10 protein-coding genes and 2 riboswitches are annotated in these 13,738 nt (G+C 54.5%); all 10 genes read right to left on the reverse strand.

The genetic code is table 11. The annotated features are described in order from the left end of the window. Positions 1 to 29: 29 nt before the first annotated feature. A riboswitch (cyclic di-GMP riboswitch) is annotated at positions 30 to 104 on the reverse strand. Between the two features lie 109 nt (positions 105 to 213). Beyond that, positions 214 to 393: riboswitch (cobalamin riboswitch) on the reverse strand. An 88-nt stretch (positions 394 to 481) separates the two neighbouring features. Next, positions 482 to 2,080, reverse strand: a complete 1,599-nt coding sequence (gene xrtD / locus Q362_RS0115390; RefSeq protein WP_028319399.1) for a VPLPA-CTERM-specific exosortase XrtD — start codon at positions 2,078 to 2,080, stop codon at positions 482 to 484. 118 nt (positions 2,081 to 2,198) lie between these two features. Continuing rightward, entirely contained in the window at positions 2,199 to 2,738 is a 540-nt protein-coding gene (locus Q362_RS0115395; protein WP_169737441.1) for a YdcF family protein, read from the reverse strand. 56 nt (positions 2,739 to 2,794) lie between these two features. After that, positions 2,795 to 3,583: a WecB/TagA/CpsF family glycosyltransferase gene (locus tag Q362_RS21070; RefSeq protein ID WP_051554387.1), complete on the reverse strand. Its 789-nt coding sequence runs from the start codon at positions 3,581 to 3,583 to the stop codon at positions 2,795 to 2,797. Continuing rightward, positions 3,580 to 5,430 (reverse strand): heparinase II/III family protein, encoded by a 1,851-nt coding sequence (locus tag Q362_RS21075; RefSeq protein WP_211248513.1) that lies wholly within the window; start codon positions 5,428 to 5,430, stop codon positions 3,580 to 3,582. Before Q362_RS21075 ends, Q362_RS21070 begins: the two co-directional genes overlap by 4 nt. 225 nt (positions 5,431 to 5,655) lie before the next feature. Beyond that, entirely contained in the window at positions 5,656 to 7,809 is a 2,154-nt protein-coding gene (locus Q362_RS0115410; RefSeq protein WP_028319401.1) for a bi-domain-containing oxidoreductase, read from the reverse strand. 40 nt (positions 7,810 to 7,849) lie between these two features. Then, positions 7,850 to 9,175 carry a phenylacetate--CoA ligase family protein gene (locus Q362_RS0115415; protein ID WP_028319402.1) on the reverse strand — a complete coding sequence of 442 codons (1,326 nt, stop codon included), beginning with the start codon at positions 9,173 to 9,175 and terminating at the stop codon, positions 7,850 to 7,852. After that, positions 9,172 to 10,326, reverse strand: coding sequence for a glycosyltransferase family 4 protein (locus tag Q362_RS23050; RefSeq protein WP_084312842.1), 1,155 nt, complete (start codon positions 10,324 to 10,326; stop codon positions 9,172 to 9,174). Before Q362_RS23050 ends, Q362_RS0115415 begins: the two co-directional genes overlap by 4 nt. Positions 10,327 to 10,335: 9 nt before the next feature. Then, the gene (locus tag Q362_RS24765) at positions 10,336 to 11,508 is read right to left on the reverse strand and encodes a glycosyltransferase (protein ID WP_084312844.1); all 1,173 of its coding nucleotides are present in this window, start codon (positions 11,506 to 11,508) and stop codon (positions 10,336 to 10,338) included. Positions 11,509 to 11,510: 2 nt separating this feature from the next. After that, entirely contained in the window at positions 11,511 to 12,638 is a 1,128-nt protein-coding gene (locus tag Q362_RS0115430; protein ID WP_169737442.1) for a glycosyltransferase, read from the reverse strand. Next, on the reverse strand, positions 12,628 to 13,728 hold the full coding sequence (locus Q362_RS21085; protein ID WP_051554390.1) for a glycosyltransferase family 4 protein: 1,101 nt from the start codon (positions 13,726 to 13,728) through the stop codon (positions 12,628 to 12,630). The genes Q362_RS0115430 and Q362_RS21085 overlap by 11 nt, the downstream gene beginning before the upstream one ends. Positions 13,729 to 13,738: the final 10 nt, after the last annotated feature.

Below are 13,738 nucleotides of genomic sequence, written 5' to 3' on the forward strand. Positions count from 1 at the left end.
AAAAAAAGCCGGGTTGCCCTGTTCTGTTTTCAGGCAACCCGGCTGTCTGCATGAGACCCGTGGCTTTCCGGCCCCGCCTCGCGGCGGGTGTGGCTTTATCCGAGAGAAGTTTTCCCTGCCGCCCACAAAAAAAATCCCCGGACGGCGCACACACCGATCCGGGGATATCCCTTTTTTATCCTCGTCTCCTGACACCCTCCCTTTGCCACGGGACGGCACATGCATCTCCAGGCAGGTCTTCTGACTTCCGGATCACCCTACTGGCTGCGTCTTCCCAACCTTACGGTCAGTGACATCCTTGCAGCGTTCGTCCCCGGATACAGCGGCGGGCCCGTCCCCGATTCACACGGGGTTCCCTTTTAAGCTGGTGGCACCTGGTTATGGTATCAATGGGCAGTGCTTACTCTGAATGACGGGTCGCCGCCCGCAATAATATGCGAAATAATGTAATTTTCTTGCGAAGTTGCGCATAATGCCCGGTTCATTCAGGCAGGTATTCACTGAGAACGGGCATCATGTCGCCGGCAAACGCCGTCAACCGCACCCTTGCGTCCTCAATGCGCTCATCGGGGTAGACCGGTGTGATCAGACGCACCAGAGCCCCATCGGTCCGTTGCCGGGTCAATGCATCCCAGAAGTTGTAGAACTTGAGGGCATAGGTGCTGGTCACGATCCGATCGCGCTGGGGGAACCAATAATAGACGAGCTGACGGTTTTCCCCCTTGCTCATCACGGCGCTGTTGACCGGAAGCGAGTTTCGCCTGCCTGCAACGACGGGCAGGTTGCTCACTCCTGATTTCTCGAATTTCCAGCCGCTCCCGGGCAGGCAGGTCTCAGGAGAATGGATCGATTCACCCTTGGTCTGTGACTGGTAATAGGCGACATACAGACTGACCGTTTTGCCGTCCGGCCCTCGATAATCGATGGTCGTGTAATCACTCAGGTCAAGGCGGTCGATGATATCCTGGTCCAGATGACCCCGCACTCCCTGCCACTGCCCGACATGAACAGGGAATTGGGCAAAGGGTTTGGCCGGAGGCGTTTTTTCCCGGAAATCGATGACCTGCACGGCCACCAGGGTGGATGCCAACAAAATCAGGGCGACGACAGACTGGTGCGGCCGGAGAAAGCTCCCGATTCCTCCACCGGCAGCCACCTGGCTTGCCGTTGCCGGCAGCCGCGCCGGCGCCTCTTCCGAACCCCCGCTGGACGATCCTGCGGCAAACAGGCCCCAGGTGCGCATCGGCCGGAATCCGGAGAGCAACCACATCTCGAACAGCAGGACGCCGAGCCCGGCAACGAAAACAAAGATGCCGGCAAAGTCGTGAAAAAAGCCTTCGGCAACCGCCGGCCCCCAGAATTTGTATAAAATACCGGTAACTGCAATGCGCACGGCATTGATGACCAGGGTGATCGGCACTGCGGACAACACCAGCACGATTTCTTTCCACAGGCGTTCCCTGTAAAGATATGCGAGCAGAATCGCCATGATGACGAGGGTGAACAGATATCTCAGGCCGCTGCAGGCATCCACCACCTGCAACTGGGTAAAGCCGAGATCGATGATGTTGCCTTCCCGGTAGGCCGACATGCCGTACAGGTGCAACAGTCGAATACCCAGCTCCGAGGAGATCAATTTGAGCTGAAAGGTTATCCTGTCGTGGAGAAAGTGCGGCGGCGGATACATCGCCACGGTAAACGCTAGGGCAAAAAACAGGACTTTCAGTTTTTGCCAGCCGAGGTGCAACCAACACAGGCCGATGACGATCAGGGTGAAAGAGAGATACTGACTGAAAAACTCCCCTGCGAGTTCCCCGATCCAGTACAGGAGCAGACCAGGTATCAGCACCAGCAGGCCCATCCAGGAGGGATTGGCGGGCGTGACCCTCAGGATCGGTCGCTTTTCCCAGACCAGGTAGAGGATGATCAGCGGAACGAACCAACCGTGCGAATAATCCTCCCGGCTCCAGTCCTTGAGCACAAGCCAGTTGAAGCTCGAAGAGTAGAGAGCGGCCAGAAGCGGAGCGAACAGCAGGATTTTTGCCCAACCACCCGCAAAATTGAGAGCATGCGCTTGCAAAGCGTTCACCTTTTCAGCCATTCAAAGCTATAGAAGTCCCGTTTTTCCCATCAGGGTCCGACAGGCGCAATACCGGCGGCAGCAACCATCCCAGAGTCCCGATACATTCGTCCCTTTTTCAGATATGCGCATTCTGTTCCCGCACGAATGGCTCATAGAGAAGAAACCACAGTATTTTTGGATACTCTTGTATGAGCCACCACCAATCGCTCCGGTCCGATCCCCCTGGTTGCCCCTCCTGATCGGTTGCGGCGGCGACACAGACGATGCGGTACCGTTCTTTATCGAAAACCCGGTCCGCAATGAGCCGTATGCGGCGCATGTGGTAAGGTGAACTGACCAGGATGGCCGAATGCAGTTGCAGCCGGTCCATGGCACACTTCGCCAGCATCAGTTCCTTATGGGTGTTTTCCATCAGCGACCAGCTTCTGGCCATGCGCCGCGGATGCGGCCAGCATTCCCCCTTGAGGTCATGCGACTGCATCTGTTCGATTCCCTGTTGTCCCATTGCCAACAGGCTGTATTGCGCCGGCACCATCAACAGTGGCGCCAGCCCTCGTGCAAGCAGGCCGACAGCGGCATCGCGGCGGATGCGATCGTCCGGTCCCGTGAACTGCACCACGACCTCCGCCGTGACAGGTGTCTCGGAGATCTCCAAAAAAGAACGTCCCTGCACAACAGCTCCCCACAGGCAGAAAAAGATACAACAGAACGCTAGGAACGATCGCATCCAGCTCCTCTGGATCCGCCCATGACGCGGGCGATCCGCATGGACAGCCACTGTTTGAGCACCAACAGGGCAAAGAGCGGCAGGACCTTTTGCCGTTTGATCCTCTTGGGTTCCTTGACCAGCCGATACAGCCATTCCAGGTTGTGGCGGCACCAGAACTCCGGCGCCCGCTGCACGTTGCCGCCGATGGTATCGAGCGTGCCGCCGATGCCCTGGACCACGCGGACCGTAGACAGCGCACCCTTATGGGCGGCAAACCATTTCTCCTGGCGTGGAGAACCCAGGGCAAGGAAGAGAATCGCTGCCTGCGAGTTGTTGATCCGTTCGATCAACCACGGCATCTCCTCCGGGGACACATAGCCGTTGGCCCGCCCGGCGATGCGCAATCCGGGATAGCGCTCCAGCAGCAACGCCACCGAACGGCCGTTCACCTCCTCCCTGGCGCCGTAGACAAAGATTGCATGCCCCTCGGCCTCGGCCAGACGGCAGATATCGAAGATGAACTCCGATCCGGGCAGCCGCTGCAGCCGTACGCCGTGCAGTAATCTGGCCGCGAGCACCACACCGATACCGTCAGGCAGCAGCAGATCGGCTTCCCGGTAGCACTGATACAAGGTCGCATCAGTGGGCACGGAAAAATTCTTCTCCGGGTTGGCGGCAAAAATGGCATGGGGCCGATCGCCATGGGCAAGGAAGCCGCGCACCCTATGCAGCGCCTCTTCGCGGCTGACCGGATCGACCCAAATGTCGAGGATGGGTAAACGGTCATTCATAGCACACTCGCATACTGGTGAAGCCTCTCCCTGTTCGGCTCGCCCTGGAAAAAGAGCGCGGTGGTGAAGCTGACCGCATCAGGGGCGCCGTTTTTGGTGCACTGGAGTACACCGCTTTTCTGTCTGATCCCATAGGCAGGGGAATACCAGCCAAGGAGGGGCGACTCCTGGCCGAACACATAGTGCAGGTTCTCGTCCCCGAGCAGGCCGATGGCGAACCATGCCTCGTCCCTGTGTACATGCCACCATCCCTCCTGTTCAGTGATCGTGGACTCGGGATGCAGATGAAAGTTGAGTTCAAAGGCATGCACGCCGCTGCCGCTGAACAGATCCTTGACCAGCAGCAGTCCTTCGTCCATCCACAGCAGGCGCCGTCGGTGCTCGACCGGCTGCGGCAACCGGGTATAGCCATTGTGCCTGGCCTCCAGATACATGCCTCTTGCTGTCCTGCGGCAACTAACGAGTTGCGCCGAATAGGGCTTGTCCCAGATGAATCCCGTGACCTGCACCGCTTGGTCGAGGCCGTCGATGGTGACGGTGTTGTGCGCTCGCGTGCCCTTGAAATACCGCCGCCAACCGGGAGCCCCGTTGTAGCGGTAGGTGCCGCAATCGACCAGCATCTGCTTTCCCTTGACCGACAAAGTCAGGGCAAGGGCATCGGCATGGCCGTGGTTGTACAGGGGGGGCATACCCAGCGGGCCATGATCGAAGCTCAGAAAAAGGCCCTCCTGGCCCCGCAGGAGTGTCAAGCCGCTGGCGGCAAGGGTTTGTGTTTGCCGCCACGGTTCCGGGGTTCCGGGCAGAACAGTCTGCTCACTGCGGGGTACTTCGCGTCTTGGGTGGATCCCCGGTGCAACGGCATAGCCATCGTCGCTGTCACCGAAGGCACACCCTGTTGTGCCGTCGACAACACAGGCCTGCCAGAAAGCCTCTCCCCGCCGCAACCTTTCCAGCCAATGATCGCAGGGTATGTCCGTGTTGCAGGACAGGAAGCCAAGCGCCAGCCAATAGAGATCAAGAACAAAGCGGTGGTATGCCAACGACTGTTCCGCGGGACCTCCATCGGCCAGGATCTGATGCCCGATTTCCTGGTTGAGCAAGGCTATGCCCCGATCCAGCCAGTATTTCCCCTCGGGCAGTTGCCGAAACACGATCCCGCCGACCACCAGGCCCACGGCTTCACAGACGGTATGATTGCCCAGGGAGGAGAAAAGCGCCAACCGGTGCGCGATCCACCAGCCATGACCATAGATCGCATCGAGCAGAATTTGGGTCTCGTCATCGCTTAAGGCCTCACAGGTTGCCAGGGCATAGGCAAAGACCGGCAGCCGCAGCCCGCATTCCATGGCCGAAGAGCAGGATGGCCCCAACAGGAAAGGATTGGCTCCTATCCAGCGCAGCACCGCCTGCCGCGCATACTCCTTCAGGAAGTACCCCCGGGGATGTCCGTCCGCGACAAGGAGCAAGGTGCTGACATGCTGCAACCGGGCCGGTTCCCAGACGGCGCGGATATCCGGTTCGGCGAGGTCGTGGGGAATATCGCCGTTCCACCGGTGGCGATAGTGTTCGATAAACAGCTCCACCTCCCTTTGATCCGCATACAAGCAATACGTTGCTCCGGAAAGCAGTCGCTCGATACTCGCCTCGTCGACCGCGCACACCATCTCCGGCACCCTGAGAGGACTTGAGAGCCGATACGAGACAGGGGCGGCAACGGACAGGCGCCCTGCCCCCCTCTGGATGCGGTATTTGAGCCACTGATTCTCAACGAGCCGGCGGCCCCGATAGAGGAGTTCGGCGAACGATGCCCGCCTGATCCGCTGTATCAGCGTCCGGTTTGCGGTCATGCGGCCACGGGTTTCCAGGGAGGAGCGGATCGGCGGTTGTGGGCGCGTGGCTCTGTTGGTGCGACTGTCCGCTGTTGGTTCAATCCCGTCACGTCCTTTCGGGTATGGCAAAAAATTCCGGCTGAACGACAGACATCATAGGGATCGGCAATCTGTGCAGGCCTTGAAAGTACGTATGCGTTCATTCCACTGTGCAGAATGTCTTCATCATTCTCCCCACGCCGATCAATGACGTAAGAAGACCGGCGCGCCCGTCCGCAGGGATTCGAGCACGGCGAATGTCGCCAGGGATGTGCTGTACAAATCGTCAAAGGCGATCAGAGGCGCGCCACCAGTCTTCACCCTTTCAATGAAACACCGGACCGCCGTTTTCTGTCCCTTGTTCTGGCTCACGAGTTTATTGTCCATTTTCCTGCCTCCGGTGTGCACGGACAGTAGCCTGAAGTCGTCAAGCACTGCGGCGCTCCCTCCCCCAAAGACCTCGATGCGCTCCTTGGGCAGATTTTTGTCGCCATTGGCAAAATAATTGATGGTGCCGATGGAACCGTTTTCGTAGGCGAGGCTGATGCAAATCGTGTCGTGAAGATGCTCGGGCGTTCGCAAGGAGACCGCATAGACGGATAGCGGAAGCGAACCGGTGAGAAAGTTGCACAGATCGATAAAATGACAGACCTCACCGACAATCCTGCCGCCACCCAATTCCGCATCCTGGATCCACGAATCCGCGGGGATGAGCCCGGCGTTGACGCGGCAGTTGACAGCGAGAGGTCCGTTGCCCGCTATCTGTTTCAATGCGGTTGCCAGCGGCGAAAAACGCCTGTTGTAGCCGACCAGCAGTTGCGGCCGGCTGCCCGCCTCGGTCAGCGCGGCATAGCAGGTATAAATATCCTGCAGCTCTTGGGGGGTGCGGCAAAGGGGCTTTTCCACAAAGACATGCTTGCCCGCCTGCAGGGCGCGCAGCACATAGCCGCCGTGGCTGTCATGCCGGGTGGCGATAAATACGGTATTGATCGTAGCGTCGCCAAGAATGTCGCCCTCGCTTCCGGCACAGAACGCAAAGCCGAAGCGTTCCGCCGTGGAACGGGAACCGGCACTGGTCGCGGTCAGAATCCCCGTCAGTTGGACATCGTTGCCAACCGGCACATTGGGGAGAAGATGGCTTTGCGCGTAGGATCCGGCCCCGATAAATCCGATCGCAACGGCGGCCGTTCCGGTGTGCGACCTGATTGGCAAACGCCGGCGGACATGCTGCCTCGATGTGTCGTATTGCAACAGGATGCCGATGAACGGTTCCGACCTGTTCATGACCAGATCGTAGGCCGACCGGGCATTGTCAAGGCCAAAGGTGTGGGTGGCAAGATAGCTGACATCGATGCGCCTGGAATACAGCAGTTCCTGAAAGGCCTGCATGTTCCGGTTTTCGGTCCAGCGAACATAGGCCGGCGGATAGTCCCGCCCCTTTTCCTCATACTCCGGATCATAACGGCCGGGCCCGTAGGAGCAGGACATGCGGACCTGCAACTCCTTTTTGTAGAAATGCGGTTCCCGATTGAAGCCGGTCGGTATGTCGCCGACCACGACAATGGTGCCCCTCTTGCGGCAGCAGGCGCCGGCGAAATTGATGGGGTCCAGCGACTGGGTCGCGGCGGTGATGATAACCGCATCGCAGCCCAGGCCACGGGTAAAATCATGGATGGCCGACTGGATACCGGGCGCGTTGCGCTGCAGCCCGAGATCCAGGGCATGGTGAACGGCCAGGTCGACCATGGCCGGATCGATATCGACGCCAATGGTCCTGATGCCGGACGCCTTCAGCAACAGGGCGGTCAGTTGCCCCAGCAGGCCGAGTCCGACGACAAGGCAGGTTTCACCAAGCCGCAGGTCGGCCTGACGCACGCCCTGCATGGCGATAGCGCCAAGGGTGTTGAAGGCAGCCTGGCGCATGTCGGCATCCGGATGGAGCTTGACGCACAAGTTGACCGGCACGCAGACGACCTCGGCATGACAGGCGGACAGGCCACCGCAGGCCACTAAATCGCCCACGCAAAAGCCCGCCACATCGGGAGCGACGTCGAGCACCTCGCCGCAGCAGGAGTACCCGAGGGGTGAATAGGCATCGAGCTTTTTCATGACGGCCCGATACGTCTGGGTGAGGCCCTGGGTTTTCAGGGTGTCGATGACCTGTTTCACCTGCTGTGGTCGGGAGCGCGCTTTCTCCACAAGGCTGGAACGCGCCGCCTTCACGGTACTCCCTTCGGTTCCGGCACTGACCAGGGAAAAGTGGTTTTTTACCAGGATGCTGCCGGAGGTAAGTTGCGGCAACGGCGCGTCAAGAACCTGCATGACGCCGTCTTTCAGTTTTTGCGTGAGTTGTTGCATACAATATCTTCAATACGTTCTGCGAAAATCAGCCAGCTGCTTACCGGCCAAAATATTCACGGGTATCCAATTCCTGCTCCACGAGCCGTGCCTTGCCGATAGGGGTCTTTTCCACCTGATCGGAAAAAAGAAATCGTATTGTCATCCTATCGCCGATCAGGTCCAGCATCCTGGCCTGCATCTCCCGGAAGGAATCCTCACAAAACTCCACGCCTTTCACCAAGATCACATCAAGTTTTCCAGGATGCTTTTGATGAAGTCTTATGGATTCCACCCCTCCAAATACTGCATAATGCTGGCCGAAAATGAGACTGGTAGCACTGATTAGGGAACCATGAGCGTCTACAATGAACTCCTGCTGCCTGCCGACTACCTCATCGACAAGCAGATAATGGCGGCCACAGCGACAGGTCTGATTTGCAGCCGGCACGGCGTAATCACCGGTACGGTAGCGTATGAGCGGCATAACCGGATTATTGAAACCAGTCGCAACGATCTCGAACAGTTCTTGCCCGCGCTCATCGGTAACCCCAGACGCAATAAGCTCGGTGTAACCGTACTGGGGGTAGAAATGGAGGGTGTCCGAGTACTCGCACGCGCCTCCCAGGGCAAGATACTCGCTATGGCCATACCAATGGTATACCCGGCAGCCGAAGACAGATTCGATTTTCTCCCGCTGGTAGGGGAAGGTCTTTTCCAAGCCGCAAAATATCGCTTGTGGCTGAAACGAAAGCCTCCTGTCTTTTGATTCCATCAGGGCGGCAAGTTGATACATGGTCGAAGGATAACCATGGAGAAATCGGGGCCGCAGTTGATTGATGGCATTGACATAATCACCGACCGTCTGCGCGGTCAGATTAAAAGATGAGGCAAAATGGATATTGAATAAGCGATCGTGATAAAGAAATCGCCCTTTCGGGGGAGTACGGCCACGCAGATTAAAAATAGAATCACCAAAGCGATAGCCCACTCTGCTCCACTGATCGAAAATAAAAGCTTTTTCCACCTGACGCGTAACATAACGGTCCATATAAAAAACAAACGGTGTACCCGTTGAACCACCTGATGTCGCCTTCAGCCGTCTATAAGAAGGTCCGGTATAAAAACTAGCAAAATGCTCCCGGATGACCTGCTTGTCGATAAAAGGAAAACAGTGCAAGGCTTCCTGCGGATCAAGTGTTTCCAGCTTGGACCACCCTTTGGATAAAGCGGTATAGATAGGGATATGAAGCAGTGCATGGCGCATAGCCGCCAGAAGAAGGCTGAGTTGCAAATCGGCTAATCTCTCCCTTGGCAGGAACTCTGTCTTCCGCAGCAACTGTCTTGTTCGCAGGTAAGGATAACCAAGCAGCAGTCCGCGCATCATTTGACAACACCTTCACCAATCGTGTTTGAAGCTGGCAAGTCCAAGCGCAAAAGAAAATATTCTAAGGCCTTACGTGTGTTCCAGTAATAAGCGTTTAGGGAATAGTGCTGTTCATAAAGCTCTTTTCCTGCTTTTCCCATGGATTTTCGAAGTTCGGTATCACGAACCAGGTGTAAGACTCGCTCGGCCAGTGTTTCTATATCATTGGGTTTAACAATGAACCCGTTCAGACCGTCGCAGACAGCATCTTGAATTGCGCCGATCGGCGAGGAGATTATAGGTATGCCATGTTGCATAGCCTCAATAATAACAAGAGGAAATACATCTTTCTCCGTTGGATAAACAAAAATGTCCGTGTCTTCCAAAAGTTGATTTTTTTCCTGGCCATAAACCGGGCCTGGTATTGAGACACAGTCTTCCAATTTCTCTTTATGTATAAATTGCTTTAACTCATTTAGATATGCTTCGGACCTATGCCCTCCTGCCAAGGTAAAATGAACGAATGAGGATTGTTCTCGGACACGTTTGGCCATTTCTAGAAACCGTAATGGTCCTTTTGTCGGTATCAGGTTAGACAAGAAAGATATTTTAATTATCTCATTGCACTTATTGCTGTCATCTGCAGGAGAAAACTCACTGTGCGGGATGCCATTCGGCAACACATAAAGATTTTCATCTGAAATACAGTGATTAATATCTTGTTTAAGCCGATCTCCAAGAACAAACCCTCCAAACGCCCCTTTCAAAGCTATACGAACGATATCACGCACAAGAAGATATCTGCTTGTTTCATACCTTCTGTACCCTTTACCATGTAAATAGAGTATGTAGGGGATTTTGTTTTTTCTTAGAAGTTTAAGTAAAAGACAGTCAACCAAAAGAGAGCTAATCCCTACGGAGAGAAAATATACACTCAAGTACGGCCGCTGCTTCTTTATTGCTGCATCGACTTGCCGGCAAAGGGCTGGGATCTTAAAAACTTTTTTTAAAGAAGCCTTGCCAACCTCTGAAATGCTTTGCGAAAAGGACTTTTCTACGATCTTATAGTTAAAACCGTTAACAACAAGGGCTTCCAAGAATCGCTCGGTCATTATATTGGAGCCGTGCACTGGTGGAGGCAGCTGACCGATTATCAGAATATACGGCTGCATATATCCTCGTTATAAACCGACAAACTTGCTGAAAATCGTAGAAAGCTCAGCGCCTACCTCTACAGTACCCCATCGTGCAACCGTTGCTGATATGGTTACCGGTTGCGGAGCTTGCACGGATATATCAGCTAGGGCAGTGGCAATGGATTCAGGGGTGACTTGGTCAAGCAGAATACCGTTCTCACCATTTCTCACCAATTCAGGAATACCACCTACCGTTGCGGCTATCACTGGAGTACCACAAGCCAATGATTCTAGTACAACCATCGGCACCCCCTCCATCCGGGAAGGAAGCACCAGCACATCGGCTGCATTGTAGTAGCCCGGCAAGCGGTCGTGCGGAACCTTGCCGAGAAAGGACACTACGTCGGCGAGACCGCAGGTGTCCCTCAACTGTACCAGAGCAGGGAGACAAGTTCCGTCACCGGCAATCAACAAGCGTACCCTGCACTTCTCCCTTATCTTCCTCCTGAACTCAGCCACTCCTTTAATGAGTCGATCCACTTGTTTGATTTCTTCAAGCCGTCCGACAAAAAGGATGACGAGTTCATCGTCACAACAGCCAGTTGCCCCGCGCATGATTGCGCGGCTTTCAGGATCGGGCCGGAACCTGCCACGATCGACTGCATTCATGATTAAATTTACCTTGTTGCCTGCCCCGTTTTCGACCACTTGGTCTTGGCACAATCGGTCAATGGCAATTATCCAGTCTGCCCGACGATAGATTGTTCTATGTATCTGGTCGAATAGTTGCTCCAATGACCGGTTTCGAGCCCAAGAGTACTTTGCCGACGTTACCGGGTTGCCGGAACCGTGTTGGTGAAAAACAACTGGGAGCCTGTCGTCACCAAACAAGAATGGAAGTGCGCATTCTGGAGAATGGACATACAGGAGACTGACACCGCTTTTCAATATTCGCCGCCGGCTAGAAAGGTACCCCTGTAAGGACCGAAGTCGTAAAGGGTAGCGTGACGGGAAGAGGTGCGCATAAGTGGCTACAAATTCAACATTGTCACAGAGGAGTTGTGGAGTCCACAGTGGAGTTCCGTTCACTCCTGCACCAAAGATGACGATTGGATAATTGATTGCAGAAAGAGCATTCTGGATAAATCCGCTAGCACCACCAAACGGCAATCTCTTTATGAAGTCGGTTGGACAGATAACCCCTATTGCACCTGGCATAATTATACCAAATCCTCCAGTAACCTCTCGTAACAAGTTACCATTTTATCAACGGCAAATCTTTCATTGACAATTTTCCTCGAAAGATCCCCCATGGATTCAGCCCGATTATTTTTTAGAAGCTTAGCCAGACTCTCAGCAAGTGCATCGACATTTTTCATTGGAAAAAGTAATCCATTTTGACCATTGAGCACCTGCTCGGGCATTCCTCCTGTTGCCGGGGCAACAATAGCCTTGCCCATGGCCATGGCTTCAAGTATGGCGATTGAAAAGGTCTCTGTCGAAGAGCACAACGCAAAGATATCCGATATGACCACAAATGGTCTCACATCCTGTTGAAATCCAACAAGGATAACAGCATTGTCCATCATTTTATACGTGATATGTTGTTCAATTTCTTTTCGTTCCGGACCGTCGCCAACTATAAGGATTTTTAATTGAAACCCTTGTTTGCGCAGTAATGATCCTGCGTCTATAAGATCAATGTGCCGTTTCACTTTGCTAAGAGAGGCACAGATGCATATAACCGATTCTTCTTCCAGGATGCCAAGGAAAGCCCGCAGGAGGTTGCGCTCTTCTGTGGTCATTTGAAAATCGAAAAATTGTGTATCAATGCCGTTATATATGTATGAGTTGATCTTTGTATTGACGCGGTATTGGCTCGTCCAGTAGTCCATTTGATTTCGGCAAACAAAGATCACATGTTCACTGCGGTTGAGCAGGGGCCTGTAAATCAGCCTAACGAGTATGTCGTTGTATCGATCAGGCATGACGGTCGAATGCATCACCACCACTACTTTACAACGTAGCCCGCATAAAGGACGGAGTAGATGAACATACAATACCGGATAGAGATTAACACAGACCACAATGTCAGGTTTCGTGTTCTGAACTATGGTCTTCAACCGCATCAATGCACCCGGATCGAACCGCATTCGCTTGTTCAGGCAGTAAAGACCGGTTAAACGATCTTCTCGCAGCAAAGGCTTCAGCGTTTCGTTCCGTACAAAATAAGCAAGCGACACGGCAAAGCGGTTCCGGTCCATCCTGTTGACCAGATCAATCGTCTGTCGTTCCGCCCCGCCGGGGCCAAGGGAGCTGATGAGGAACAGGATCTTTTTAGGCGCCACGGACAAGGCTCCCAAAAACATGAAGGTATTGTTCTGCCACACCGGAAGCGTGGTTCTTTTGGAAATACACACGAATTTTCTCGGCATCCGGTGGCGCGTCCAAGACAGACCTGACCACTTCGGGTAACGATTGATCGCCGATGACGACACACCCTAGACTGTTGTTCCGGATCACATCGTCCGGGTCTACAAAGGAAACAACAGGGATGCCTCTCCGCCATGCCTGAAGGAAAGTGTTGGGAAACCCTTCGTGCTCCGAGGTGTTGACGAACAACTTGCTTTGATCAAAATACCGTTCCGTGACCTCCAGCGGCTGGAATCCGAGAAATTCGAGATTCGGCAGCGCGGCGCACTGCTCGGATACGGATTGAAAGAGTTCCGGGTTTGAGCCATCACGGCCGCCGATCATCACAAACCTTTCCTGGGGCAGGGCTTGGGCGAGTTGGATGAACAACATCGGGCGCTTCAAACTTCTGATCGTCGAGACCCACAAAATGACACGTCTCTCGGATTCTGGCAGGATTCTCGCCTCGCCATCATGAAAATTGCGAATGACGATGCCATCACGTCCGAAATTGGCCCGTAGCAGTGCCTGCTGCTTGGCCGATTGCACAACGATCGCATCCGCGCGCCTGATGCCAAACCGATACAGGAGTTTGTCGCGCTGGGTGGGTATAATATGGTGATCGGGCAAGAAATCAGTGTCACTGGCCCCAGCAAACACAAACTTTTTTCGATATATGCGACAAAAAAGTGTCAATACTCCGGGCAGAAAACCTGCAGCCCGGCAATAGCAGACATCGGCATCGGCCTTAATCAATGCCTTCCAGATTTCGGTCAACCGGGGATGAAAAAACCGTATTCCCGGCAGTCCGGCAGAGGGCGCGAAGGATTTTATAAAGGTTAGACCGCCACGATGGAGAAAATCGGGCTGCCCCACATCATGGGAAATGAAGGAAACCTGGGCGCCTTTTGCGCTGAGAGCCTCCCCGATCAGTTTCTGCTGCAATTCAGAGCCGCCGATCTGCCCTGTGTATGTCCCATGGAAAAAAAGCGGATACACACCAAGGGCAACAAAGCAGACTTTCATATTCTTGTGC

It is taken from the genome of Desulfobulbus elongatus DSM 2908, assembly GCF_000621145.1.
In the GTDB taxonomy this organism is placed as follows: Bacteria; Desulfobacterota; Desulfobulbia; order Desulfobulbales; family Desulfobulbaceae; genus Desulfobulbus; species Desulfobulbus elongatus.

What these genes read in the sequence shown, in the direction of transcription:
- Q362_RS21085 (WP_051554390.1), bottom strand. Translation starts at nt 13,728, where the DNA reads ATGAAAGTCTGCTTTGTTGCCCTTGGTGTGTATCCGCTTTTTTTCCAT.
- Q362_RS21070 (WP_051554387.1), bottom strand. Translation starts at nt 3,583, where the DNA reads ATGAATGACCGTTTACCCATCCTCGACATTTGGGTCGATCCGGTCAGC.
- Q362_RS0115410 (WP_028319401.1), bottom strand. Translation starts at nt 7,809, where the DNA reads ATGCAACAACTCACGCAAAAACTGAAAGACGGCGTCATGCAGGTTCTT.
- Q362_RS0115415 (WP_028319402.1), bottom strand. Translation starts at nt 9,175, where the DNA reads ATGATGCGCGGACTGCTGCTTGGTTATCCTTACCTGCGAACAAGACAG.
- Q362_RS21075 (WP_211248513.1), bottom strand. Translation starts at nt 5,430, where the DNA reads ATGACCGCAAACCGGACGCTGATACAGCGGATCAGGCGGGCATCGTTC.
- Q362_RS23050 (WP_084312842.1), bottom strand. Translation starts at nt 10,326, where the DNA reads ATGCAGCCGTATATTCTGATAATCGGTCAGCTGCCTCCACCAGTGCAC.
- Q362_RS24765 (WP_084312844.1), bottom strand. Translation starts at nt 11,508, where the DNA reads ATGCCAGGTGCAATAGGGGTTATCTGTCCAACCGACTTCATAAAGAGA.